Annotated in this window: 25 protein-coding genes; 12 read left to right on the top strand and 13 right to left on the bottom strand. The window is 71.8% G+C overall.

What is annotated here, in order from left to right:
• Positions 1-113: 113 nt before the first annotated feature.
• Positions 114-1,337 carry an arginine deiminase gene (locus G3I78_RS01075; protein ID WP_164420795.1) on the top strand — a complete coding sequence of 408 codons (1,224 nt, stop codon included), beginning with the start codon at positions 114-116 and terminating at the stop codon, positions 1,335-1,337.
• A 79-nt stretch (positions 1,338-1,416) separates the two neighbouring features.
• Positions 1,417-2,424, top strand: a complete 1,008-nt coding sequence (argF, locus tag G3I78_RS01080) for an ornithine carbamoyltransferase (RefSeq protein ID WP_164420796.1) — start codon at positions 1,417-1,419, stop codon at positions 2,422-2,424.
• Between the two features lie 3 nt (positions 2,425-2,427).
• Here the strand turns inward: argF and G3I78_RS01085 are convergent, their stop codons facing one another.
• Positions 2,428-2,880, bottom strand: coding sequence for an ATP-binding protein (locus tag G3I78_RS01085; protein WP_164420797.1), 453 nt, complete (start codon positions 2,878-2,880; stop codon positions 2,428-2,430).
• 305 nt (positions 2,881-3,185) lie between these two features.
• Here G3I78_RS01085 and G3I78_RS01090 point away from each other — a divergent pair, with 305 nt between their 5' ends.
• Both G3I78_RS01090 and G3I78_RS01095 read left to right on the top strand, forming a co-directional pair.
• Positions 3,186-4,013, top strand: coding sequence for an enoyl-CoA hydratase family protein (locus tag G3I78_RS01090; RefSeq protein WP_164420798.1), 828 nt, complete (start codon positions 3,186-3,188; stop codon positions 4,011-4,013).
• Positions 4,014-4,133: 120 nt separating this feature from the next.
• Complete coding sequence (locus G3I78_RS01095) at positions 4,134-6,383, top strand: bifunctional salicylyl-CoA 5-hydroxylase/oxidoreductase (protein WP_164421324.1); 2,250 nt, start codon at positions 4,134-4,136, stop codon at positions 6,381-6,383.
• Here G3I78_RS01095 and G3I78_RS01100 read toward each other — a convergent pair.
• The 5 genes from G3I78_RS01100 to G3I78_RS01120 form a co-directional block, all read right to left on the bottom strand.
• Positions 6,367-7,578, bottom strand: a complete 1,212-nt coding sequence (locus G3I78_RS01100) for a GTP-binding protein (protein WP_164420799.1) — start codon at positions 7,576-7,578, stop codon at positions 6,367-6,369. The two genes, G3I78_RS01095 and G3I78_RS01100, sit on opposite strands and share 17 nt — an antisense overlap.
• Before the next feature lie 2 nt (positions 7,579-7,580).
• A complete protein-coding gene (gene cysD, locus G3I78_RS01105) occupies positions 7,581-8,492 on the bottom strand; it encodes a sulfate adenylyltransferase subunit CysD (RefSeq protein ID WP_164420800.1) in 912 nt (303 codons plus the stop codon).
• Entirely contained in the window at positions 8,489-9,040 is a 552-nt protein-coding gene (gene cysC, locus G3I78_RS01110; RefSeq protein WP_164421325.1) for an adenylyl-sulfate kinase, read from the bottom strand. Before cysC ends, cysD begins: the two co-directional genes overlap by 4 nt.
• A gap of 113 nt (positions 9,041-9,153) precedes the next feature.
• On the bottom strand, positions 9,154-9,966 hold the full coding sequence (locus G3I78_RS01115) for a PaaX family transcriptional regulator C-terminal domain-containing protein (RefSeq protein WP_164420801.1): 813 nt from the start codon (positions 9,964-9,966) through the stop codon (positions 9,154-9,156).
• Between the two features lie 15 nt (positions 9,967-9,981).
• The gene (locus G3I78_RS01120; RefSeq protein WP_164421326.1) at positions 9,982-11,574 is read right to left on the bottom strand and encodes an AMP-binding protein; all 1,593 of its coding nucleotides are present in this window, start codon (positions 11,572-11,574) and stop codon (positions 9,982-9,984) included.
• 137 nt (positions 11,575-11,711) lie between these two features.
• Here G3I78_RS01120 and G3I78_RS01125 point away from each other — a divergent pair, with 137 nt between their 5' ends.
• Positions 11,712-13,037 carry an acyl-CoA dehydrogenase gene (locus tag G3I78_RS01125; RefSeq protein ID WP_164420802.1) on the top strand — a complete coding sequence of 442 codons (1,326 nt, stop codon included), beginning with the start codon at positions 11,712-11,714 and terminating at the stop codon, positions 13,035-13,037.
• The gene (locus G3I78_RS01130) at positions 13,034-13,432 is read left to right on the top strand and encodes a RidA family protein (RefSeq protein ID WP_164420803.1); all 399 of its coding nucleotides are present in this window, start codon (positions 13,034-13,036) and stop codon (positions 13,430-13,432) included. Before G3I78_RS01125 ends, G3I78_RS01130 begins: the two co-directional genes overlap by 4 nt.
• Positions 13,433-13,439: 7 nt before the next feature.
• Here G3I78_RS01130 and G3I78_RS01135 read toward each other — a convergent pair whose 3' ends face one another.
• Positions 13,440-13,634, bottom strand: coding sequence for a DUF5999 family protein (locus tag G3I78_RS01135; RefSeq protein ID WP_164420804.1), 195 nt, complete (start codon positions 13,632-13,634; stop codon positions 13,440-13,442).
• A 241-nt stretch (positions 13,635-13,875) separates the two neighbouring features.
• On the opposite strand from G3I78_RS01135, the gene G3I78_RS01140 reads away from it, so the two are divergent.
• Positions 13,876-14,304 carry a DUF6299 family protein gene (locus G3I78_RS01140; protein WP_164420805.1) on the top strand — a complete coding sequence of 143 codons (429 nt, stop codon included), beginning with the start codon at positions 13,876-13,878 and terminating at the stop codon, positions 14,302-14,304.
• Between the two features lie 64 nt (positions 14,305-14,368).
• Here the strand turns inward: G3I78_RS01140 and G3I78_RS01145 are convergent, their stop codons facing one another.
• The 5 genes from G3I78_RS01145 to G3I78_RS01165 all read right to left on the bottom strand — a co-directional run bounded on the left by G3I78_RS01145 (position 14,369) and on the right by G3I78_RS01165 (position 18,127).
• A complete protein-coding gene (locus G3I78_RS01145; RefSeq protein ID WP_203614056.1) occupies positions 14,369-14,575 on the bottom strand; it encodes a hypothetical protein in 207 nt (68 codons plus the stop codon).
• A gap of 272 nt (positions 14,576-14,847) precedes the next feature.
• Complete coding sequence (locus tag G3I78_RS51650) at positions 14,848-15,945, bottom strand: ABC transporter ATP-binding protein (protein WP_164420806.1); 1,098 nt, start codon at positions 15,943-15,945, stop codon at positions 14,848-14,850.
• Between the two features lie 38 nt (positions 15,946-15,983).
• The gene (gene modB / locus G3I78_RS51655) at positions 15,984-16,853 is read right to left on the bottom strand and encodes a molybdate ABC transporter permease subunit (RefSeq protein ID WP_164420807.1); all 870 of its coding nucleotides are present in this window, start codon (positions 16,851-16,853) and stop codon (positions 15,984-15,986) included.
• On the bottom strand, positions 16,850-17,680 hold the full coding sequence (gene modA / locus G3I78_RS01160; protein WP_164420808.1) for a molybdate ABC transporter substrate-binding protein: 831 nt from the start codon (positions 17,678-17,680) through the stop codon (positions 16,850-16,852). The genes modB and modA overlap by 4 nt, the downstream gene beginning before the upstream one ends.
• Positions 17,681-17,740: 60 nt before the next feature.
• Positions 17,741-18,127, bottom strand: coding sequence for a TOBE domain-containing protein (locus G3I78_RS01165; RefSeq protein WP_203614060.1), 387 nt, complete (start codon positions 18,125-18,127; stop codon positions 17,741-17,743).
• Positions 18,128-18,265: 138 nt separating this feature from the next.
• On the opposite strand from G3I78_RS01165, the gene G3I78_RS01170 reads away from it, so the two are divergent.
• The 5 genes from G3I78_RS01170 to G3I78_RS01190 all read left to right on the top strand — a co-directional run bounded on the left by G3I78_RS01170 (position 18,266) and on the right by G3I78_RS01190 (position 23,027).
• Positions 18,266-18,736 (top strand): molybdopterin-dependent oxidoreductase, encoded by a 471-nt coding sequence (locus G3I78_RS01170; RefSeq protein WP_164420809.1) that lies wholly within the window; start codon positions 18,266-18,268, stop codon positions 18,734-18,736.
• The gene (locus tag G3I78_RS53080; protein ID WP_343243620.1) at positions 18,733-20,064 is read left to right on the top strand and encodes a methyltransferase domain-containing protein; all 1,332 of its coding nucleotides are present in this window, start codon (positions 18,733-18,735) and stop codon (positions 20,062-20,064) included. The genes G3I78_RS01170 and G3I78_RS53080 overlap by 4 nt, the downstream gene beginning before the upstream one ends.
• A 41-nt stretch (positions 20,065-20,105) precedes the next feature.
• Positions 20,106-20,795 carry a M24 family metallopeptidase gene (locus G3I78_RS01180; RefSeq protein ID WP_164420810.1) on the top strand — a complete coding sequence of 230 codons (690 nt, stop codon included), beginning with the start codon at positions 20,106-20,108 and terminating at the stop codon, positions 20,793-20,795.
• A gap of 45 nt (positions 20,796-20,840) precedes the next feature.
• The gene (locus G3I78_RS01185) at positions 20,841-21,761 is read left to right on the top strand and encodes a LysR family transcriptional regulator (RefSeq protein ID WP_164420811.1); all 921 of its coding nucleotides are present in this window, start codon (positions 20,841-20,843) and stop codon (positions 21,759-21,761) included.
• A 105-nt stretch (positions 21,762-21,866) separates the two neighbouring features.
• Complete coding sequence (locus G3I78_RS01190; RefSeq protein WP_164420812.1) at positions 21,867-23,027, top strand: NAD-dependent formate dehydrogenase; 1,161 nt, start codon at positions 21,867-21,869, stop codon at positions 23,025-23,027.
• 13 nt (positions 23,028-23,040) lie between these two features.
• Here G3I78_RS01190 and G3I78_RS01195 read toward each other — a convergent pair whose 3' ends face one another.
• The gene (locus tag G3I78_RS01195; protein WP_164420813.1) at positions 23,041-23,433 is read right to left on the bottom strand and encodes a helix-turn-helix transcriptional regulator; all 393 of its coding nucleotides are present in this window, start codon (positions 23,431-23,433) and stop codon (positions 23,041-23,043) included.
• Positions 23,434-23,514 lie beyond the last annotated feature (81 nt).

Here is a 23,514-nt window from a genome sequence, read left to right on the forward strand (position 1 = left end):
CTTTTCGTCTGTACGACGATAAACGGCGGAACCGTTTATCGTCAAGAGGACGAGAACGGGAAATCTGTACGAACGAAGGGGTCAAGACGCCCGCCGTTGGTCAGGATGGAGGCATGGGATTCCATGTCGACTCCGAAGCCGGGCGGCTGCGCCGCGTCATCCTGCACCGGCCGGATCTCGAGCTCAAAAGGCTCACCCCCAGCAACAAGGACGCGCTCCTCTTCGACGACGTGCTCTGGGTGCGCCGGGCGCGCGCCGAGCACGACGGGTTCGCCGACGTGCTGCGCGACCGTGGCGTCGCCGTCCATCTCTTCGGCGACCTGCTCACCGAGGCCCTGGCGATCCCGGCGGCCCGGTCCCTCGTCCTCGACCGTGTCTTCGACGAGAAGGAGTACGGCCCGCTCGCCACCGACCACCTCAGGGCCTCCTTCGAGACCCTGCCCGCCCCGGAGCTGGCGGAGGCCCTCGTCGGCGGCATGACGAAGCGGGAGTTCCTGGCCGCGCACCCGGAGCCGACCTCCGTGCGCTTCCACGTCATGGACCTCGACGACTTCCTCCTCGCCCCCCTCCCCAACCACCTCTTCACCCGCGACACCTCTGCCTGGATCTACGACGGCGTCTCCGTCAACGCCATGAAGTGGCCCGCCCGGCAGCGCGAGACGGTCCACTTCGAGGCGATCTACCGCCACCACCCGCTCTTCCGCGACGAGACCTTCCACATCTGGTCCGAGGGGCAGGCCGACTACCCGTCCACCATCGAGGGCGGGGACGTCCTCGTCATCGGCAACGGCGCCGTCCTCATCGGCATGAGCGAGCGCACCACGCCCCAGGCCGTCGAGATGCTCGCGCACAAGCTCTTCGCCGAGGGCTCCGCGCAGTCGATCGTGGCCCTGGACATGCCGAAGCGCCGCGCCTTCATGCATCTCGACACGGTGATGACGATGGTCGACGGCGACACCTTCACCCAGTACGCGGGGCTCGGCATGCTGCGGTCGTACACCATCGAGCCGGGCGTCGGCGACAAGGAGCTCAAGGTCACCGACCATCCGCCGGAGCACATGCACCGCGCGATCGCCGCCGCGCTGGGGCTCAGCGAGATCCGGGTGCTGACCGCCACCCAGGACGTGCACGCGGCCGAGCGCGAGCAGTGGGACGACGGCTGCAACGTCCTCGCCGTCGAACCGGGTGTCGTCGTCGCCTACGAGCGCAACGCCACCACCAACACCCATCTGCGCAAGCGGGGCATCGAGGTCATCGAGATCCCGGGCAGCGAGCTGGGGCGGGGGCGGGGCGGGCCGCGCTGCATGAGCTGCCCGGTGGAGAGGGAGGCCGTGTAGGGCCGTATAGGACTGTATAGAAATGCTGAATATCGTATAGACTTCCAGAGTCCTGTTCTCATTCCTCTGGAGCGCCCCCATGGCGACAGTCCCCACCGCCCTCGCCGGGCGCCACTTCCTCAAGGAGCTCGACTTCACGGCCGAGGAGTTCCTCGGCCTGGTCGCGCTGGCCGCCGAGCTGAAGGCCGCCAAGAAGGCCGGGACCGAGGCGCGCCACCTGGGCGGGAAGAACATCGCGCTGATCTTCGAGAAGACCTCGACCCGCACCCGCTGCGCGTTCGAGGTCGCCGCGGCGGACCAGGGGGCCTCGACGACCTACCTGGACCCGTCCGGCTCGCAGATCGGGCACAAGGAGTCCGTACGGGACACCGCGCGCGTGCTCGGTCGTATGTACGACGGGATCGAGTACCGCGGGGACAGCCAGCGGAAGGTCGAGGAGCTGGCCGCGTACGCCGGTGTGCCGGTCTACAACGGGCTCACCGACGACTGGCACCCCACCCAGATGCTGGCCGAGGTGCTCACGATGACCGAGCACACCACGAAGCCGGTCCCGGAGATCGCCTACGCCTACCTCGGCGACGCGCGCTTCAACATGGGCAACTCCTACCTGGTCACCGGCGCGCTGCTCGGCATGGACGTACGGATCGTCGCGCCGAAGAGCTACTGGCCCGCGCAGGACGTCGTCGAGCGGGCCCGTGCGCTCGCCGTCGACAGCGGGGCGCGGATCACCCTCACCGAGTCGCTGGAGGAGGGCGTGCGGGGGGCGGACTTCGTCGCCACCGACGTCTGGGTCTCGATGGGGGAGCCCAAGGAGGTCTGGGAGGAGCGGATCGCCGCGCTGTCGCCGTACGCCGTGACGGCGGACGTCCTGCGGGCGACCGGGAACGCGGACGTCAAGTTCCTGCACTGTCTGCCGGCGTTCCACGACCTCGGTACGAAGGTGGGGCAGGAGATCTTCGAGACCTACGGCCTGGAGTCCCTGGAGGTCACCGATGAGGTGTTCGAGTCAGGGCACTCGGTGGTGTTCGACGAGGCGGAGAACCGGCTGCACACCATCAAGGCCGTGCTGGTCGCGACGCTGGCCTGAGCGTCACGCCGGGTGCCACTGCGGCGGCGCCGCCGGCAGCCGGAACCACACCGCCTTGCCCGTCTCCGTGGGCCGGTGGCCGCAGGACGAGCTGAGCGCCCGGATCAGCAGCAGGCCCCTGCCGTGTTCCTGCCACGGGTCCGGGTCCGTGGTGTCCGGCTGGGTCAGATGGCCCGAGGGCGCCGGGTCCGGGTCGTGCACCTCCACCTGGCAGCCGGTGGGGAGCAGCTCGACCACCAGCTCTATCGGCGTGTCGCCGGCCGTGTGCTCCACGGCGTTCGCCACCAGCTCGGCCGTCAGCAGCTCCGCGGTGTCGCTGTCCGCCCCGTGCTCCAGCTCGGCCAGTGCGGTGCGGACCAGGGCACGCGCCACGGGCACGGCCGCGGCGGAGTGCGGCAGCGCGATGCGCCAGGAGGCGGAGGCTGAGGGGCGATCTTGCAAGGCGGGTCCGTTCATGAGCAGGCTGTCCTGCTTTCAACCTTATGAATGGTACGGCGCCGTCGACAGAGGCGTCCGGCGGGCACCGTACGGGACCTTCGGCCCCGTTGGCAGGCGGCTTACCCGTAGGAACGGCTTTCCTCCCGGCGCTGCTCCCGCCGTTGCCGGTCTGTCGACGAGCCGTGACGGCTGTGACGGGTCCAGGTCACCTTCACCTGCGTCTATCGCGCACTCGTGACGACAGTCAAAGATGGGTGATAGCTTCGTTGGGTAGAGCACAGGTCGGACCTCGCACTTCACCGAGCACGAGGAGGCCGCACCACATGAGTCCCTTCACCGGCTCCGCCGCCCGCACCTCCGACTGGCGGCACCTGCGCGTCGACCTCACCGACGGCGTCGCCACGGTCACCCTCGCCCGCCCTGAGAAACTCAACGCGCTCACCTTCGGCGCCTACGCCGACCTGCGCGACCTGCTCTTCGAACTCTCCCGCGAGCGCTCCGTCCGCGCCCTGGTGCTGGCCGGCGAGGGCCGCGGCTTCTGCTCCGGCGGCGACGTCGACGAGATCATCGGCGCGACCCTCGCCATGGACACCGCCCAGCTCCTCGACTTCAACCGGATGACGGGCCAGGTGGTGCGGGCCGTACGGGAGTGCCCCTTCCCGGTGATCGCGGCGGTCCACGGAGTGGCGGCGGGCGCGGGCGCGGTCCTGGCCCTGGCCGCCGACTTCCGGGTGGCCGACCCCTCGGCCCGCTTCGCCTTCCTGTTCACCCGAGTGGGCCTGTCCGGCGGCGACATGGGCGCGGCCTACCTGCTGCCGAGGGTGGTGGGGCTGGGCCACGCGACCCGGCTCCTGATGCTGGGCGAACCGGTCCGCGCCCCGGAGGCCGAACGCATCGGCCTGATCAGCGAGTTGACGGAGGAGGGTGGATCCGACGGGACTGCTCTTGCTCTCGCCCGCCGTCTGGCCGAGGGCCCGGCCCTGGCCCACGCCCAGACGAAGGCCCTGCTGACGGCGGAGCTGGACATGCCCTTGGCGGCAAGCATCGAGCTGGACGCCTCGACCCAGGCCCTGCTGATGAACGGCGAGGACTACAAGGAGTTCCATACGGCGTTCAAAGAGAAGCGCCCTCCCAAGTGGAAGGGGCGGTAGGTGTCCCGACCTCCAGGGGCGCGAGACTGTGCTGAATCTGCGGCTACCGCCGCGTGGGCGCGACCAGCCACAACGAGCCCGCACCCGCCGACCAGGACCAGCCGCCCCCTACGAGTTGCGATCATCGGCGGCGGCCCCGGCGGCCTCTACGCCGCAGCCCTGCTGAAACGCCTCGACCCCCACAGAGAAGTCACCGTCTGGGAACGCAACGCCCCCGACGACACCTTCGGCTTCGGCGTGGTCCTCTCCGACGAAACCCTCGGCGGCATAGAGCACGCGGACCCGACGGTCTACGAAGCGATGCGGTCCGACTTCGTCCGCTGGGACGACATAGACATCGTCCACCGAGGCACCCGCCACACGTCCGGAGGCCACGGCTTCGCCGCACTCGGCCGCAAACGGCTCCTGGAAATCCTCCACACCCGCTGCCGCACCCTCGGCGTGGACCTCCGCTTCCGCACCGAGGCCCCACCCGACCTCGCCCGGACCCACGACCTCGTCATCGCGGCCGACGGAGTCAACAGCACCACACGCGAGGCCCACACCCATGTGTTCCGCCCCCATGTGGTCTCACACCACTGCCGCTACATCTGGCTCGCCGCCGACTTCCCCTTCGACGCCTTCCGTTTCGAGATCGCCGAGACCGAACACGGCGTGATGCAACTCCACGGCTACCCCTACGCCCCCGACGCCTCCACCGTGATCATCGAGATGCGCGAGGAGGTCTGGAGGTCCGCGGGCTTCGACGAGGCCACCCCGCAGGAGTCGATCGAGAGCTGCGCCAAGATCTTCGCGGAGACACTCCGCGGCCGTCCGCTGCGCTCCAACAAGTCGACCTGGACCACCTTCCGCACGGTGGTCAACGCACACTGGTCGCACGACAACACCGTGCTGCTCGGGGACGCCGCCCACACCGCCCACTTCTCCATCGGCTCCGGTACCAAGCTCGCCGTCGAGGACGCCCTCGCCCTGGCGGCCTGCCTGGAGGAACAGCCGGACCTGGCAACGGCGTTGGCGGCCTACGAGACGGAACGCAAACCCGTCGTCGCCTCCACCCAGCGTGCCGCCCGCGCCAGCCTGGAGTGGTTCGAGAACCTCGGCCTGTACCTCGACCAGCCGCCCCGCCAGTTCGCCTTCAACCTGCTCACCCGCAGCCGCCGCGTCACCCACGACAACCTGCGCCTGCGCGACGCCCGCTTCACCGGCTCCGTGGAGCGCGAGTTCGGCTGCGAACCGGGCACGCCCCCGATGTTCACACCGTTCCGGCTGCGCGAACTGACCCTGCGCAACCGGGTCGTGGTGTCGCCGATGGACATGTACTCCGCCACCGACGGCCTCCCCGACGACTTCCACCTGGTCCACCTCGGCGCCCGCGCCCTCGGCGGCGCCGGACTGGTGATGACCGAGATGGTGTGCGTCTCTCCCGAGGGCCGCATCACACCCGGCTGCACCGGCCTCTACAACGGAACGCAGGCTGACGCCTGGAAGCGGATCACCGACTTCGTGCACGCACGGTCCCCGGGCACCGCGATCGGCGTGCAGCTCGGGCACAGCGGCCGCAAGGGCTCGACCAAGCTGATGTGGGAGGGCATCGACGAACCGCTGCCGGACGGCAACTGGCCGGTCGTGGCCCCGTCCCCGATCCCGTACAAGGCCGACAACCAGACCCCGCGGGAACTCACCCCCGCCCAACTCGCCGACATCCGCGAGCAGTTCACCGCAGCCGCGTGGCGAGCCGCCCGTGCCGGTTTCGACCTGCTCGAACTGCACTGCGCGCACGGCTACCTGCTGTCGAGCTTCCTCTCCCCGCTGACCAACCGGCGCACGGACGGCTACGGCGGCTCGCTCACCGAACGCCTGCGCTTCCCGCTGGAGGTCTTCGACGCCGTCAGGGGAGTCTGGCCGCGGGAACGGCCCATGACTGTCCGCATCTCCGCCACCGACTGGGCCGAGGGCGGCAACACGGCCGAGGACGCGGTCGGGATCGCCCGCGCCTTCGCCGCGCACGGCGCCGACGCGATCGACGTGTCGACCGGGCAGGTCGTGTCCGAGGAGCACCCGGAGTACGGGCGGTCGTACCAGACGCCGTACGCCGACCGGATCCGCCACGAGACCGGCGTCCCGGTGATCGCGGTCGGCGCCATCTCCTCCTGGGACGACGTCAACTCCCTGCTTCTCGCCGGGCGTACGGACCTGTGCGCACTGGCCCGGCCGCACCTCTACGACCCGCACTGGACCCTGCACGCGGCGGCCGAACAGGGCTACGACGGTCCCGGTGTCGCCTGGCCCGACCCCTACCGGGCGGGCAGCCGCCGACCGCAGACCGGACGCACCGACGCCCCCAAGCCCCGGCTCACGCTGGGTGGTTGAGGTCCACCATGCCCGCCGTCAGCGTCGAACCGTCGGCCGGGTCGATCAGGATGAACGCGCCGGTGCGCCGGGAGACCGCGTAGTCGTCGAGGGCGAGCGGCTCGGCGGCACGCAGGGTGATCCGGCCCAGGTCGTTCACGGTCAACTCGCCTGCCCCGCCGAGGTCCTTGACGATCGCCTTCACGGTCCTGGTGGTGTGCCGGACCAGGACCCGGTCCCCGACCCGCAGCGGCCGGTCGGCCAGATGGCAGACGGCCGCCCGGACCTCCCGGGTCAGCGCGGGCACATCGACCCCCGCGGTGATCATGTCGCCGCGCGAGACGTCCCGCTGGTCGGCGAGGCGCACGCCGATCGACTGCGGCGCGTGCGCCTCCCGCTCGGCGGAGCCGAGGACGTCGATGCCGGTGATCTCGGAGGTCTCGCCGGACGGATGCACGGTGACCCGGTCGCCGACCCGCAGCGAACCCGACACCAACTGACCGGCGTAGTGGCGGACTTCGCCGTCCCGGATGACGTACTGGACGGGGAAGCGGGCCGGTGCTTCGGCGGCCCCGTCCCCGACCGGGACGTTCTCCAGGAACTCCAGGAGCGCCGGGCCCGGATACCAGTCCATGTGGACCGAACGCTCCACCACGTTGTCACCGACGAGCGCCGAGACCGGGATCGGGGTGAAGCCGGGCAGCCCCAACTCGGCTGCGTGGCCCGCGAAGTCCTCGACGATCCGGTCGAACTCCCGCTCCTCGTACCCGACCAGGTCCATCTTGTTGACGGCGAGCACGACGTGCGGCACCCGCAGCAGAGCGGCGACGGCCGCATGGCGGCGGGTCTGCTCGACGACTCCGTTGCGGGCGTCGACCAGGATGATCGCCAGCTCGGCGGTGGAGGCGCCGGTGACCATGTTGCGGGTGTACTGCACGTGGCCGGGGGTGTCGGCGAGGATGAACCGCCTGCGCGGGGTGGCGAAGTAGCGGTAGGCCACGTCGATGGTGATGCCCTGCTCACGCTCGGCGCGCAGTCCGTCGGTGAGCAGTGCGAGGTCGGGCACGTCCTGGCCACGGCTCAGGGAGGCCTGCTCGACGGCCTCCAACTGGTCGGCCAGCACCGACTTCGAGTCGTGCAGCAGCCGGCCCACGAGGGTCGACTTTCCGTCGTCGACGGAGCCCGCCGTCGCGAACCGGAGTGTGTCCACGGTCATCTCTAGAAATACCCTTCGCGCTTGCGGTCTTCCATCGCGGCCTCAGACATCTTGTCGTCGGCGCGGGTGGCACCGCGCTCGGTGAGCCGGGAGGCCGCGATCTCGGCGATCACCTTCTCTATGCTGTCGGCCTCTGAGTCGACGGCACCCGTGCAGGACATGTCACCGACCGTGCGATAGCGGACCTGCCGCTTCTCGACGGTCTCGCCGTCCTTGGGCCCGCCCCACTCACCCGCCGTCAGCCACATCCCGTTGCGCCGGAAGACCTCGCGGTGGTGGGCGTAGTAGATCTCCGGCAGCTCGATCTCCTCGCGGGCGATGTACTGCCAGACGTCGAGCTCGGTCCAGTTGCTGAGAGGGAAGACGCGGACGTGTTCGCCGGGTGCGTGGCGGCCGTTGTAGAGGTTCCACAGTTCGGGGCGCTGGCGGCGAGGGTCCCACTGCGAGAACTCGTCCCGCAGCGAGAAGACGCGCTCCTTGGCGCGGGCCTTCTCCTCGTCCCTTCGGCCGCCGCCGAAGACCGCGTCGAACTTCTCCGCCTGGATCTTCTCGGTGAGCGGGAGGGTCTGGAGCGGGTTGCGGGTCCCGTCCGGGCGTTCCTTCAGCACACCGCGGTCGATGTAGTCCTGTACGGAGGCCACATGGAGGCGCAGCCCATGTGCGGCGACCACACGGTCCCGGTATTCAAGGACCTCGGGGAAGTTGTGTCCGGTGTCCACATGGAGGAGGGAGAACGGCACGGACGCGGGCGCGAACGCCTTCAGCGCCAGGTGCAGCATGACGATCGAGTCCTTGCCGCCGGAGAACAGGATCACCGGCCGCTCGAACTCACCCGCCACCTCACGGAAGATGTGCACCGCCTCGGACTCAAGGGCGTCCAGGTGGGACAGGGCGAAGGGCTTCGAGGCGCTCACACCAGCCCCCGCTCCGCCAGCGTGGCGTACACCGTGTCCGCCGACTCCTGGGGTGTCTGGTCCTGGGTCCTGAGCACGAGCGAGGGGTCCTCCGGCGGTTCGTACGGGTCGTCGACCCCGGTGAGCCCGGTCAGCCGACCTGCCGCCTGGCGGGCGTAGAGCCCCTTCACGTCCCGTTCGCTGCACACCTCGACCGGGGTGGCCACATGTACCTCGATGTACGGCGTCCCGCTCGCGTCGTGCCGTTTGCGGACGGCCTCGCGGCTGTCGGCGTAGGGCGCGATCACCGGGACGACGGACAGCACGCCGTTGCGCGCGAGCACCTCGGAGACCAGGCCGATCCGCTGGACGTTGGTGTTGCGGTCCTCGCGGGAGAAACCGAGGCCGGCGGAGAGGAAGCGGCGGATCTCGTCGCCGTCGAGGACCTCCACCCGGTGTCCCTCGGCCTTCAGGCGGTCACCGAGCAGGCGGGCGATGGTCGTCTTGCCCGCGCTCGGCAGTCCCGTCAGCCAGACGGTGGCTCCCTGAGCCCTTGCCGTGGTGGTGATGCGCAACGGTCCTCTTCTTTCTCACGACGACCCAGGGGACGCTAGGTAAGAAACTTGAGAAGAGGGACAGAGGAACCTGAGGGTTGTCTTAGGGGCCTGTGATGTGTCGGGGATCACATTCCGGCGAACGTGGCGCCGGCGTCCCGGAGCCGTTCGTGCAGCCCCCGGAACACCGCGGCGGAGCGCCCGCCGGGCCAGTCCTCGGGGAGCAGCCGGGCGGGCAGCCCGGGGTCGGCGTAGGGGAGGTGGCGCCAGGAGTCGAGGGCGAGGAGGTAGTCGCGGTAGGCCTCCTCGGGCGGGGTGTCGGCCCGGTCCTCCCAGTCGCGCAGCACGCGCGCGTGGCGGTCCAGGAACGCCTCGTGCTCCTTGGCGATCTCGGCCAGGTCCCACCAGCGGGCCACCGCCTCGACGGTCGCCGCGAAGCCGAGGTGCTCACCGCGGAAGAAGTCGACGTACGGGTCGAGGCGCAGCCGCTCCAGGGTGTGCCGGGCCTCCTCGTACAGGCGTGCCGGGGCGATCCAGACCCCGGGGGCCGCGGTGCCGAAGCCGAGGCCGGACAGGCGTGAGCGCAGTACGTGCCGCTTCTGCCGCTCGGATTCCGGGACCGAGAACACGGCGAGCACCCAGCCCTCGTCCTCGGGCGGGGTGCCGGCGTAGATGCGCCGGTCGCCGTCGTCGAGCAGCTGGCGGGCGTCCGGCGACAGCTCGTAGCCGGCCGAGCCCCGTGCCGTGCGGGCCGGCAGGAGCAGCCCGCGCCGCTTGAGGCGGGAGACCGAGGAGCGTACGGAGGGGGCGTCCACGCCGACCGCGGCCAGCAGCCGGATCAGCTCGGCGACGGGCACCGGGCCGGGTGCGAAGCGGCCGTAGGCGCCGTAGAGCGTGACGATGAGAGACCGTGGTGCATGCTGGTCGGACACGTTGATCATCTTAGGTCGTGTGGATCACTGCCGGTCACCACCGGTGCGCAGTCTGAACCGCTGGAGCTTGCCGGTCGCCGTCCGCGGCAGCGCGTCCAGGAAGACGATCTCGCGGGGGCACTTGTAGGGCGCCAACTCGGCCTTGACGAAGGCGCGCAGGGCCTCGGCGTCCCGCTGGGCACCCTCCTTGAGGACGGTGTAGGCGACGACCACCTGGCCGCGCACCTCGTCGGTCCGCCCCACCACGGCCGCCTCGACCACGTCCGGGTGACGCAGCAACGCGTCCTCGACCTCCGGGCCCGCGATGTTGTACCCGGCCGAGATGATCATGTCGTCGGCGCGGGCCACATAGCGGAAGTAACCATCGTTCTCGCGGATGTATGTGTCGCCGGTGACGTTCCAGCCGCCGCGGACGTACTCGCGCTGCCGTGGATCGGCGAGGTAACGGCAGCCGACGGGCCCCTGGACGGCGAGCAGGCCGGGTTCGCCGTCGGGCTGTTCGTGACCCGACTCGTCGACCACGCGCGCGTGCCAGCCGGGTACGGGCACCCCGGTGGTCCCGGGCCTGATCAGGTCGTCGGCCGCGGAGATGAAGATGTGCAGCAGCTCGGTGGCGCCGATGCCGTTGACGATCCGCAGCCCGGTCCGCTCCCGCCAGGCCCGCCAGGTGGCCGCGGGCAGGTTCTCGCCCGCGGAGACACAGCGGCGCAGCGACGAGACGTCGTACGCGTCGAGCTCTTCGAGCATCGCGCGGTAGGCGGTGGGGGCGGTGAACAGGACCGACACCCGGTGCTCGGCGACCGCGGGCAACAGCTGCCGGGGACCGGCCTGTTCGAGCAGCAGGGAGCTGGCGCCCGCGCGCATCGGGAAGACCACCAGACCGCCGAGTCCGAAGGTGAAACCGAGCGGGGGACTGCCGGCGAAGACATCGTCCACATGTGGTTGCAGCACATGCTTCGAGAAGGTGTCGGCTATCGCGAGCACATCCCGGTGGAAGTGCATACAGCCCTTGGGGCGCCCGGTGGTCCCGGAGGTGAAGGCGATCAGCGCCACGTCGTCGGCAGCGGTCGCCACGGCGTCGTACGGCGTCCCGGGCGCCCGGCGGTTAAGGAGGTCGTCCGGGGCGTCGCCGCCGTACGTCGTGATCCTGAGGCCCGGTATCTCGGCCTTGGCGAGGTCGTCGACGGCCCGTATGTCGCACAGGGCGTGCTCTATGCGGGCGATCTCACACATCGTGGCCAGCTCGTGCGGGCGCTGCTGGGCCAGCACCGTCACGGCCACCGCGCCCGCCTTCAGCACCGCCAGCCAGCAGGCCGCGAGCCAGGGCGTGGTCGGGCCGCGCAGCAGGACGCGGTTGCCGGGGACGACCCCGAGGTCACCGGTGAGGAGGTGGGCCAGCCGGTCCACACGGGCGCGGAGTGTGCCGTACGTCCATGTGTCGCCGGACGGGGTGTGGAAGGCCGGGCGGTCGTCGGGCGGTCCCGTCAGCAGCTCGGCGGCACAGTTCACCCGATCGGGGTACCTCAGCTCCGGGAGGTCGAAGCGGAGCTCCGGCCACTGGTCGGGGGGCGGGAGGTGGTCGCGCGCGAAGGTGTCGACATGGGCCGAGACGTTCATGGCGGGTCGCCCCCTTGCCTTGTGGGCCGCCTTGTGGGCGTCGATGGTGGGCTCGCACAAGGAGCGTATCGTGTTGGTGACGACAGTCAACGGCACGCGATACTGTCGTAGGGCCCTGTCGAGAGAGGGGACCGGCAATGCCCGCATTCTCGCTCGAACCGTCACAGATCGCCTGGTGTGCGGAGCTGCGCACCCTCGCCGCGGAACGGCTGCGCCCGCTCGCGGAGAAGGCCGAGCCGGGCCAGGTGAACCGTCCGCTCGTCGCCGAACTGGGCCGACTCGGCCTGCTGGAGCGCCTGTTCACCTCCGGCGCCCTCGATCTCTGCCTGATGCGGGAGTCCCTCGCGTACGGCTGCACGGAGGCCGAGACCGCCCTCGCCCTCCAGGGCCTGGGCGCCCACCCCGTCCACGCCCACGGCACCCCGGCCCAGCGCAAGCGCTGGCTGCCGGCGGTGAGCGAGGGCACGGCGGTGGCCGCGTTCGCGCTGAGCGAGCCGGGGGCGGGGTCGGACGCGGCGGCGCTGGGGCTGCGGGCGGAGGGGGAGGCCGGGGCCGTGGGTGGTTCACCGGGAGCGGGCCCGGGGGGCGTGACACCGGTCGATCCGCCCGGTCCGGCGACGGATGCCGTGGCGTCGGCCGCCGTGGCGTCGGTCGACGTGGCGGGCCCGGAGCCGGAGGCCTCTCCGCCGGGGCGTTCGGCGGTGGGCCGGCCGCACACCGGTGACCCCGTGGCCGAGTCCGACGGCCCCTCCCGCTGGCGGCTCACCGGCGAGAAGTGCTGGATCTCCAACGCGCCCGAGGCCGACTTCTACACCGTGTTCGCGCGGACCACCCCCGGTGCCGGAGCCCGTGGGGTGACCGCCTTCCTCGTGCCCGCCGACCGGCCCGGGCTCACCGGGGCCGCGCTCGACATGCTCTCCCCGCACCCCATCGGCGCCCTCACCTTCGACGCCGTGCCGGTGGGCGCCGACGACGTCCTCGGCGAGGTGGACCGCGGGTTCCGGGTCGCCATGGGGACGCTCAACCTCTTCCGGCCCAGCGTCGGCGCCTTCGCGGTCGGCATGGCACAGGCCGCGCTCGACGCGGCTCTCGCGCACACGGCTCGACGGGACGCGTTCGGCGGCAAGTTGAGGGACCTCCAGACCGTCGCGCACTCGGTCGCCGAGATGGCCCTGCGCGCGGACGCGGCCCGCCTCATGGTCCACGCGGCGGCGACGGCGTACGACGAAGGCGCCCCGGACGTGCCCAAGCGCGTGGCGATGGCGAAGCTGCTCGCCACCGAGACCGCCCAGTACGTCGTCGACACCGCGGTCCAACTGCACGGCGCCCGCGCCCTCCAGCGCGGCCACCTGCTGGAGCACCTGTACCGCGAGGTGCGCGCCCCACGTATCTACGAAGGGGCGAGCGAGGTCCAACGGGGCATCATCGCCAGGGAGTTGTACGCGGACCTGGAGGCCAAGTGAGCGCCGAGCGCATCAACCCGCCCGAACTGTCCCCACCCACCGGCTTCTCGCACGCGGTCGTCGCCACCGGGTCCCGGGTGGTCTTCCTGGCGGGCCAGACGGCGCTGGACGCCGACGGCAAGGTGGTGGGGGAGACCCTCCCCGAGCAGTTCGAGCGTGCGCTCACCAACCTGCTGACCGCCCTGCGCGCCGCCGGGGGCACCCCGGCCGACCTCGCCCGCGTCACCGTCTACGCCACCGACATCGCCGCGTATCGCGCCCACGTCCGTGAACTGGGGGGCATCTGGCGGGAGTTGGCGGGCCGGGACTATCCGGCCATGGCGGTCGTGGAGGTCGTACGGCTGTGGGACGACCAGGCGGCGGTGGAGCTGGACGGGTTCGCCGTACTGCCCTAGCAAGGTGTCAGGCGGCGACGGCCAGCCGGCCGACCGGCACGCGGTGCGGTGCGACGATCCGGCCGTCGGGCAGCAGCTCGCCGGTGTCGTCGAAGACGATCGCGCCGTTGCACAGCAGGTTCCAGCCCTGCTCGGGGTGGGCGACGACGACGTGCGGGGCGTTGCCGTCTGACGCAGGGCACGAAGACTGGTGAGAACACATAGCGCACCTCCACATCGGTGGGACCGTCCCTATGGGGTCCGCATCCGTATGTGTAGACCATGCTCCCGTCGCGAACTCATCGGAACGGGCCGACGGGAAGCGTGACAACACGCGGACAACTCTCGGACGGTTCCACGACGCTCGGTGCGGACTCGCCACCGAAGGAGTGACGATCACGGCTGTCGGCACGCGTTCCCGGTAGCAGTGGAGGCTCTTGCCCCACTCGACCGGGAGATAGCCCATGTCTGTACGCCCCCTCCTCGCCGCCACCGCCGGTGCCGCGCTGTTCCTGCTGGCCGCCCCCACGCTGCCCGCGAGCGCGGACCCGTACGAGACCGTCACCGTCGACCCGGTCGGCCGTATCGCCGACGACGGCACCGTCACGCTCTCCGGCACGTACCGCTGCACCGGTGGCACGGGCCCGGTGTTCGTGAGCTCCTCCGTGGGGCAGCGCTCCCCGTCGGTCCGGCAGGGCATCGGCGGCACCCGCGCGGTCTGCGACGGCGCCGAGCACGTCTGGGAGAACACCGGCAAGCCGACTTCGGGCGCCCTCGAACCGGGCGCGGCCCACGTCGAGGCGACCCTCATGGAGCTCAGCCCCCAGGGCGGCCTGCCGTTGCCCCGCTTCCACGCGGCCGAGCAGCAGGACATCACGCTGACGGAGGCGTGATCGATCCCGGATGCGAAGACGGGATGGGCCGGGCGGCGGCGGACGCGCGCACCGGCCCCTTCCCTCACCGCACCAGTCTCAGCTCCGGAGGCCACAGCACCCCGTCGGCCAACAGCAGGGCAGGGCCGAGATGTTGAGGGCACACGATCAGCGGCGAGCGGCCGTGGCAGCCGATCTCGAAACGGGCGCGGGCACCGCACTCCTCGCCGTCGCGCGGCCCGGAGTGGCGGCTCGCGCAGCGCAGTGCGGGTGTGGTCTCCGCGGCCGTCATCGGATGCCCGGCATGTCATCGCAGGGGCGGTCGAGGGGGGCCAGGGGCTGGGCCAGGGGCACGGGCTCCTCCTTCGGTCCGGCGTTCGCGGGAGGGACCGGCGGCCACCGCCCCGCGCATGGCCTCACGCTAGGAACGGACGGGGCGGACAGCCCGTCCTGAACGCCGTCCGGGTGAGACCGGCAGACGGGGGCGGGGGCCGTTCGGGTGGCTGTGCCGAGTTCATGGGTGCAGGTGCGAGGAGCCCGGCCCGTACCGCCCACACCCCCCCCTCAGACCGGATACGCGTGCGTCTGCGCCGCCTTCACCGCCGCCCATACCTCCGCCCCCGGATGGAGGTCCAGCTCGGCCGCCGCCACCGTCGTGAGGTCGGCCGCGAGCGGGAGTTCGCCCGTGAGGTCGGCCCGGATCTGGTCGCCGTGGGTCTCCAGGCCGGCCACCTGGCAGCGCCAGTGGTTGCGGGCGCTGGACCCGGCCGGGGGTTCGCGATGGAGGGTCACGGCGCTGGGCGGGAAGGCCACGAAGACGGGGCCGGTGAGGTTCTCCGTGGTGGTGAGGGCGGGCCCCGAGTCCAGGCGGACCGTGTGGCCGTCGGCCTCGCCGCGGTAGAGGTTCAGGCCGACCAGCTGGGCGATGTAGTCGGTGCGCGGATGCCGGGCGATGTGGGACGGGGCGCCCTCCTGGACGACCGCGCCGTGCTCCACGACCACCAGACGGTCGGCGAGGACCATCGCGTCCAGCGGGTCGTGGGTGACGAGTACGGCCACCGCCTCGAACTCGGCCAGATGGCGCCGGAGTTGGGACCGGATCTCCAGACGGGTGCGGGCGTCCAGGGCGGCGAGGGGCTCGTCGAGGAGGAGCAGCCGGGGGCTGGTGGCCAACGCACGGGCCAGCGCCACGCGTTGGGCCTGGCCGCCGGACAACTTGCGTGGCTTGACACCGGCGTGGGCCGCGAGCCCCATCCGGTCGAGCCACTCGGCCGCCCGCGCCCGTGCCTCCGCCTTGCTCGCGCCCTGGCACCGCGGGCCGAAGGCGACGTTGTCGAGGGCGGTGAGATGCGGGAAGAGCAGATAGTCCTGGAACACCACGCCCACGGGCCGGGACTCCGGCGGCGTACGCTCCAACTCGGCGCCGTCCAGCCGTAGATGACCGTCGGTGAGCGGGGTCAGACCGGCGAGGGCGCGCAGCGCGGTGGTCTTCCCGGCACCGTTCGGGCCGAGCAGCGCGACGACTTCGCCCGGGGCGACGGACAGGGACACGTCGAGGCGGAAGCCCGTACCGCGGTCCACGACGAGACGGGCGTCGAGACCGTCCGCGCGGGCGCCGGGGCGGGCCTCGGGGGCACTGTCGTGGATCTCTGTTCCGGTCATCCCGCCCTCATCGCCCTCATCGCCCTCATCGCCCTCGGTCATCCCGCCGTCATCCACCGGTCCCGCAACCCCGCCAGCACCGCCACGGACACCGCCAGCAGCACCAGGCTGAGTGCGATCGCCGCCTCCGGGTCGCTCTGGAGGGCCAGATACACGGCCAGCGGCATCGTCTGCGTCCGTCCCGGGAAGTTGCCCGCGAAAGTGATCGTCGCGCCGAACTCGCCGAGCGCCCGCGCCCATGCCAGCACCGCCCCCGCGGCGATGCCCGGCGCGATCAGCGGCAGCGTGACCCGGCGGAACGCGGTGAAGCGGGAGGCGCCCAGGGTCGTCGCCGCCTCCTCGTAGCGCGGGTCGGCGGCCCGCAGGGTGCCCTCCACGCTGATGACGAGGAACGGCATCGCGACGAACGCCTCGGCGATCACGACCCCGGTGGTGGTGAAGGGGAGGGTGATCCCGAACCACGAGTCCAGCGACCTGCCGACGACTCCGTTGCGGCCCAGCGCCATGAGCAGCGCGACACCGCCGACGACCGGCGGCAGCACCAGCGGCAGGGTGACCAGGGCGCGGACCAGGCCACGGCCGGGGAACTCCACGCGCGCCAGCAGCCAGGCCAGCGGCACCCCGAGGACCAGGCTCACCGCGGTCGCGGCCGTGGCGCAGACCAGGGACAGCTGGAGCGCCTGCCAGACATCGGTGCTGGTCAGCTGCTCGGGCATGCTCCGCCAGGGCGCTCGTACGAGAAGCGCGATCAGCGGCACGACCAGGAACGCGAGACCCAGCAGCGCGGGCACCAGCAGGGGCAGCGGAACACCGCGACCGACGCCGGCCGGCCGGACGCGCCGGCGCCGCGGCCCGCCCCGGAGGGTCTCGGTCGCGGCGTCGGACGGGCCCGGCGGAGGAGGGGTCACGGCTTCAGGAACCCGGCCTCGGACAGGACCTTCTGGCCCTCGGCGGACTGCACGAGTGCGATGAACGCCTTGGCGGCGTCGGTGTTCCGCGCGTCCTTGAGCAGGGTGATCGGGTAGTCGTTGATGGCGCCGGCCGACTCGGGGAACTCCACGCCCTCCACCTTGTCACCCGCCGCGTGCACATCGGTCTTGTAGACGACGGCCGCGTCGGCCTCCTTCAGCTCGACCTTCGTCAGCGCGGCCTTGACGTCCTGCTCGTAGGAGACCGGCGTGAGCTTCAGCTTGGCGGCGTCCAGAGCCTTCTGCGCGGCGGCCCCGCACGGCACCGTCTTGTCGCACAGCACGACCTTCAGGTCCTTGTTCGTGAGGTCCTTCAGCGAGGCGACCTTGTCCGGGTTGCCGGGCAGGGTGGCGATCTCCAGCTGGTTGCGCACGAAGGTGGCGGGGGCGCCCGAGGCGTCCCCGGCGTCCGTGACGATCTTCATGGTCTTGGGGCTGGCCGAGGCGAACACGTCCGCCGGGGCGCCGCCGGTGATGCTCGCGGCCAGCGAGTCGCTGCCGCCGAAGCTGAAGGTGACCTTCGTGCCCGGGTGGGCCGTCTCGAACTCCTTGCCCAGCGCCGTGAAGCTCTCCTTCAGGGAGGCGGCCGCGAACACCGTCACCGTGCCGGAGAGCTTGTCCGAGGCGGACGCGGACGCCGAGGAGTCCGACTTCGTGGACGAGGAGTCCGAGTCGGAGGACGAGCAGGCGCTCAGGGCCAGCAGCGCGGCGGCGCCTGCCCCGGCCACCTGCAGGGTACGGCGGTTCCGGCGCGCGGTACGGGTCATCACGGTCCACTCCCTCTTGTCCTCGCGGACATGACATCACTGTCGGCCCCGAAGGGCCCGCTACGGTCTCTCGACGACCACGTTGGTCGACTTGATCACGGCCACCGCCGGAACCCCGGGCTCCAGCTTCAGCTCCTCAGCCGACTCACGGCTGACCATCGCCACCACCCGGAACGGTCCGGCCTGGATCTCCACCTGCGCCGACACGTCCCCGAGGATCACGTCGGTGACGATGCCCCGGAAGCGGTTGCGGGCCGATGAACCCGTGCTCTCCCGCTCCGTCCGGTGCATCCGCCGGGCGTAGGCCGCGAGAGCCGGCCCCGGGATGATCCGGCGGCCCAGCTCGTCGCGTCCGGCGGTGAGTTTCCCGCCGTCCACCAGACGCCTCACGGTGTCGGCGCTGACGCCGAGCAGTGCGGCCGCGTCCCCGATCCGGTAGGTGTGCATACGCTGATGATACTGACGCAGATGCGAGGGAAAAGTCTCCTGTCGCATCGCATGAGCCGGAATCGTGATCTATCAGGTTGGCATGTGCGTTTGTACGGGACGCCGGTCCGGGTACGGTCATCCGGGAGGTGGTAGCCCGTGAGTCAGTCCCTCACAGCCGCCGGTCCGGTGGCGGAGCTCGCCCTCACCGGTGATCTGACCCGTCCGGCCCGGCTGACCGTGCCCGACCTGCTCGCCTGGCCGCAGCACGCGGCCGACGTCAGCTTCGAGTGCGCCACCAGCGGCGTCCAGCGCCACCGCTTCACCGGGCCGCTCCTGCACGACGTCCTCTCGGCCGCGGGCCCCGGCTTCGACCCGGTCCGCCGCAAGGACCGGCTGCGCTTCCTGATCGCGGTCTCCGGCGTGGACGGCCACCACGCCCTGCTCTCCTGGGCGGAGATCGACCCCGACTTCGGCCGCGCCCCCGTCCTCCTCGCGGTCACCATCGACACCGCCCCGCTCGACCGCGCGGGCCCCCAGCTCGTCCTGCCCCAGGACCGCTGCGGCGCGCGGCACATCAGCGGCATCAACTCGATCCGCGTGGACGGCGGTTACCCCGGTTGGACGTGACACCGAGCCGTACGTCGAGGGCGGCGACCCGATGGCCGCCGACCGGCGTCCTGATCGTCCGGCACACCCCGCACGAGGACGCCGTCGACACGGCCCTGCGGGCGGCCGGACTCCCGCTGCGGACCTGCCGCACCTGGGCGGGCGACCCGCTCCCGGACTCCCCGGCCGGACTGACGGCCCTGGTCGTACCGGGCGGGCCGCAGCGGTCGTACGACGATCTCCCGCACCGCTCCGCCGAGTCGGCGCTGGTGCGGGCCGCGCTGGAGGCCGAGGTGCCCGTGCTCGGGGTGGGGCCGGGCGCCGGGTTGCTCGCGGTGGCCGCAGGTGGAGTGGCGGGTGCGGGTGCGGGTGCCGGTGCTGGTGCCGGTGCTAGGGCCGGTGCCTTTGCCGGTCGGGGCTGCGGTGGTGAGGTCGGCTGGGAGGACGTACGGGCGACCCCGGCCGCCTCCGACGACCCGCTGTTCGCCGGACTCCCCGCCCGTCTGCGGGTGCCGTACCGGCCGGCCGGCGCCGTGGACCTCCCGGCCGGCGCGACCGTGCTCGCCTCGGGCCCGCTTCGGCCGGTCGGGGCGTTCCGGATCGGTCGCTCGGCGTGGGGACTCGGGTTCGAGCCGGAGCCGGACAAGACGGCACTCGACTCCCCGGCGGCCACGGTCACCGCGGCGGACCTCGAGGAACTCGCCCGCTTTCGCGACACGTTGTTCGCGCGCTTCGCCGCCCTCGTGGCGACCCGCGCCCAGGCGACCACCACCCGCGCCTTCTTCACCTCCCGCGCCGCCACCTGGGAGGAGCGGTTCGCGGTCGACACCCCCCGGTACGCCGAAGCCGTCTCCCGTATGCAACTGCGGCCGGGGCAGCGGGTGTTGGACGTCGGCTGCGGCAGCGGTCGCGCGATGGACGCCCTGCGGGACGCGGTCGGCGCGAGCGGTGTCGTGCTCGGAGCGGACCTCACGCCCGCGATGCTCACGGCCGCCGCCCGTCTGGGCCGTACGGGCCTGTTGCTGGCCGACGCCTGCCGACTCCCGTTGCCCGCGGGTGCGTTGGACGGCGTCTTCAGCGCGGGCCTCGTCGATCACGTCCCCGAGCCCGCCGCCGCCCTGCGGGAGTGGGCCCGGGTGACCTCCCCGGGCGGAGTCCTGCTGCTCTACCACCCCTCGGGGCGTGCCGAGCGCGCCGCCCGGCACGGCTGCGCACTCGACCCCGCCGACCCGCTGGCCGAGGCGAACCTGCGCCCCGCCCTGGACACCGCCGGCTGGGACCTGACCCGCTACGAGGACGCGGCCCGGCACTTCCTGGCGCGGGCCGTGCGCCGGAAGGGGGCCGGGTAACCCCGTTGCCGGAGAAGATCCCGATGACTACCTTCGGCCGCATGGCGGATGACGAACCCACGCGCGCGGCCAGGCTGCTGGACGCCCAGGCGAAGGCCGAGCGGCTCTTCGCGGAGATCGGCGAGCGCGGGCTGGTCGCGCCCGGCGAGGGGGAACGGGCGGTCAGCGACCGCGTCCGGGACCTGGCCGACGAGTTGTTCGGCACCACCCGGCACTGGCACAAGCGGATCGTGCGCTCCGGGCTGAACACCCTCAAGCCCTACCGCGAGAACCCGCCGGACCGGGTGATCGGCGCGGACGACATCGTCTTCGCCGACTTCGGGCCGATCTTCGAGGAGTACGAGGCCGACTTCGGCCGCACCTTCGTGCTCGGCGACGACCCCGTCAAGCACCGCCTGCGCGACGACCTGCCCAAGATCTTCGCGGCCGGCCGGAGCTTCTTCGAGGCCGACCCGGACATCACCGGCGCCCGGCTCTACGCCGAGGTGGAGCGGCTCGCGAAGGAAGCGGGCTGGCAACTCGGCGGCTGGCACGCCGGACACCTCGTCGGGGAGTTCCCGCACGAGTGGATCGACGGCGCCGACACGGAGTCGTACATCGCCCCCGCCAACGACACCCCGATGCGCCGCACCGACAAGGCCGGACGCCGCTGCCACTGGATCCTGGAGATCCATCTGGTCGACGGCGAAAGGGAGTTCGGCGGCTTCCACGAGGAACTGCTCACCCTCTGACCCGGAGCGGCGAGACCGAGCCACCACCGAGCGACAGGGCGGCCCATGCAACTGCGCCAGCTGGAATACCTCGTCGCCCTCGCCCGCGAGCGCCACTTCGTCCGCGCGGCGGCCGCCTGCTACGTCTCCCAGCCCTCCCTCTCCGCGGCGATCCGCCGTCTCGAACACGAGCTGAAAGTGCCGATCGTGCGGCGGGGCCGACGGTACGAGGGACTGACCCCGGAGGGCGAGGTGGTCCTCGCCTGGGCGCACCGGATGCTCGCCGAACGCGACGCCCTGCGGCAGGAGTTGTCCACCCTGCGCGACGGCCTCACCGGCACGCTCCGCCTCGGGGTCGTGCCCACCGCGATGCCCGTCGCCACCCTCCTGACGACCCCCTTCTGCGACCGCCACCCCCACGCCCGGGTCAGCATCGAGTCGCTGTCCTCGGCCGACATCACTCACGGCCTCGCCGAGTTCGAGCTGGACGCGGCGATGACGTACCTGGAGGACGACGCCCTGCGCCGGCTTCCCCTGTACGAGGAGCGGTACATGCTGCTGACCCCGGCCTGCGGCCCGCTCGGCACGGTCGCCTCCGCCCGCTGGTCGCAGGCCGCCGCCCTGCCGCTCTGCCTGCTCAACTCCCGTATGCGCAACCGCCGGATCATCGACGAGTGCTTCGCCGCCGACGGCGCCGAGGCCGCGCCCGCGATCGAGTCCGACACCGTCGCCGGGCTCTACGCCCATCTGCCCGGCGGGCGTTGGTCCAGCGTGATCTCGCACGCGTGGCTGCACATGTTCGGCGTACCCGAGGGGATGCGGGTCGTACCCCTGGAAGGGCCCGCGCGCGGACCGCGGGTGGGGCTGGTGACCGGCCCGGACGACCCGCCCTCCGTGCTGGCCGGCGCCCTGCTGAAGGTGGCGCGGGAGGCGGGCGTACGGGAGGCGCTGGACGAACTGCTGCGGACATACCTCGACGAGCGCTGATAGCTCTGGGCTATACCGGCATAACAAGGATCGCTTTGACCAGGGCGTTCGGCTCCCGGGATCGTGAACTCCACCTTCCCGCAACGCCAGTTGAGGAGCCGCGACATGGCCAAGGTGCTCTGCGTCCTGTACGACGACCCGACCGACGGACACCCGACGACGTACGCCCGCGACGACCTGCCCGTGATCGACCGCTACCCCGGCGGCCAGACCGCTCCCACCCCCGAGGCGGTCGACTTCACCCCGGGCCACCTCCTGGGCAGTGTCTCCGGCGAACTCGGCCTGCGTTCCTTCCTGGAGAAGGCCGGGCACACCCTCGTCGTCACCTCCGACAAGGACGGCGCCGGGTCGGTCTTCGACCGGGAGCTGGCCGACGCGGACGTGGTGATCTCACAGCCGTTCTGGCCGGCGTACCTCACCCCCGAGCGCATCGCCGCCGCGAAGAACCTCAAGCTGGCGATCACCGCGGGCATCGGCTCCGACCACGTCGACCTCGACGCCGCCGTCGCGGGCGGGGTGACGGTCGCCGAGGTGACGTACTCCAACAGCATCAGCGTCGCCGAACACGTGGTGATGATGACGCTGGGCCTGGTCCGCAACTACCTGCCCTCCCACCAGGTCGTCCTCGACGGCGGCTGGAACATCGCCGACTGCGTGGCGCGGTCGTACGATCTCGAAGGGATGCACGTCGGCACGGTCGCCGCCGGACGCATCGGCCTCGCGGTGCTGCGGCGGCTCAAGCCCTTCGACGTGAAGCTGCACTACACCGACCGCCACCGGCTGCCCGAGGACGTCGAGCGCGAACTGGGCCTGGTCTTCCACGAGAGCGCGGCCGACATGGTCCCGCACTGCGATGTCGTCACCGTCAACGCGCCCCTGCACCCGGAGACGGAGGGCCTGTTCGGCGACGAACTCCTCGGCCGGATGAAGCGCGGCGCCTATCTCATCAACACGGCCCGGGCCCGGATCGCCGACCGGGACGCCGTCGAACGGGCCCTGCTCAGCGGGCAGTTGGCGGGCTACGCCGGTGACGTCTGGTACCCGCAGCCGGCCCCCGCCGACCACCCCTGGCGCACGATGCCGCACCACGGCATGACCCCGCACATCTCCGGATCGTCGCTGTCCGCGCAGGCCCGCTACGCGGCGGGCACCCGGGAGATCCTGGAGTCGTGGCTGGCCGGGCGGCCGATCCGGGACGAGTACCTGATCGTCGACGGCGGCGCCCTCGCGGGGACCGGCGCGCACTCCTACTCGGTCAGCAAGTGACCCGGGGCCCCGCTCAGGCGCGGTCGATGTGCACGTTCGTCGACTTCACCCGGGCGGTGGCCTCCACCCCGACCTCCAGGCCCAGTTCCTCCACGGCCTCCCGCGTCAGCAGCGACACCAGCCGGTGCGGGCCCGCCTGGATCTCGACCTGGGCCGCGACATCGCCGAGCTTCACGGCGGTGACGATGCCGGGGAAGGCGTTGCGGACGGAGGTGTACGACGTCTCCTCCTCACCGCCGGACCTGGCCAGCTCCACCGAGAAGGCGGCCAGGTCCTTGCCGTCGATGAGGCGCCGCCCGCTCTCGTCGCGGTGCGTGGGCACCCGCCCGGCGTCCGCCCACCGCCGGGCGGTGTCGGGGCTCACGCCGAGCAGCCGCGCCGCCTGGCCGATCGTGTAGGACTGCATACGCGCCAAGATAGGCGATCAGCGCGCCCGGAGTGCTTCTGGAGCGCTCCCGGAGCCCTCCCGCCCGGTGCCGTACGGCGG

The organism is Streptomyces sp. SID13726 (assembly GCF_010548375.1).
In the GTDB taxonomy this organism is placed as follows: domain Bacteria; phylum Actinomycetota; class Actinomycetes; order Streptomycetales; family Streptomycetaceae; genus Streptomyces.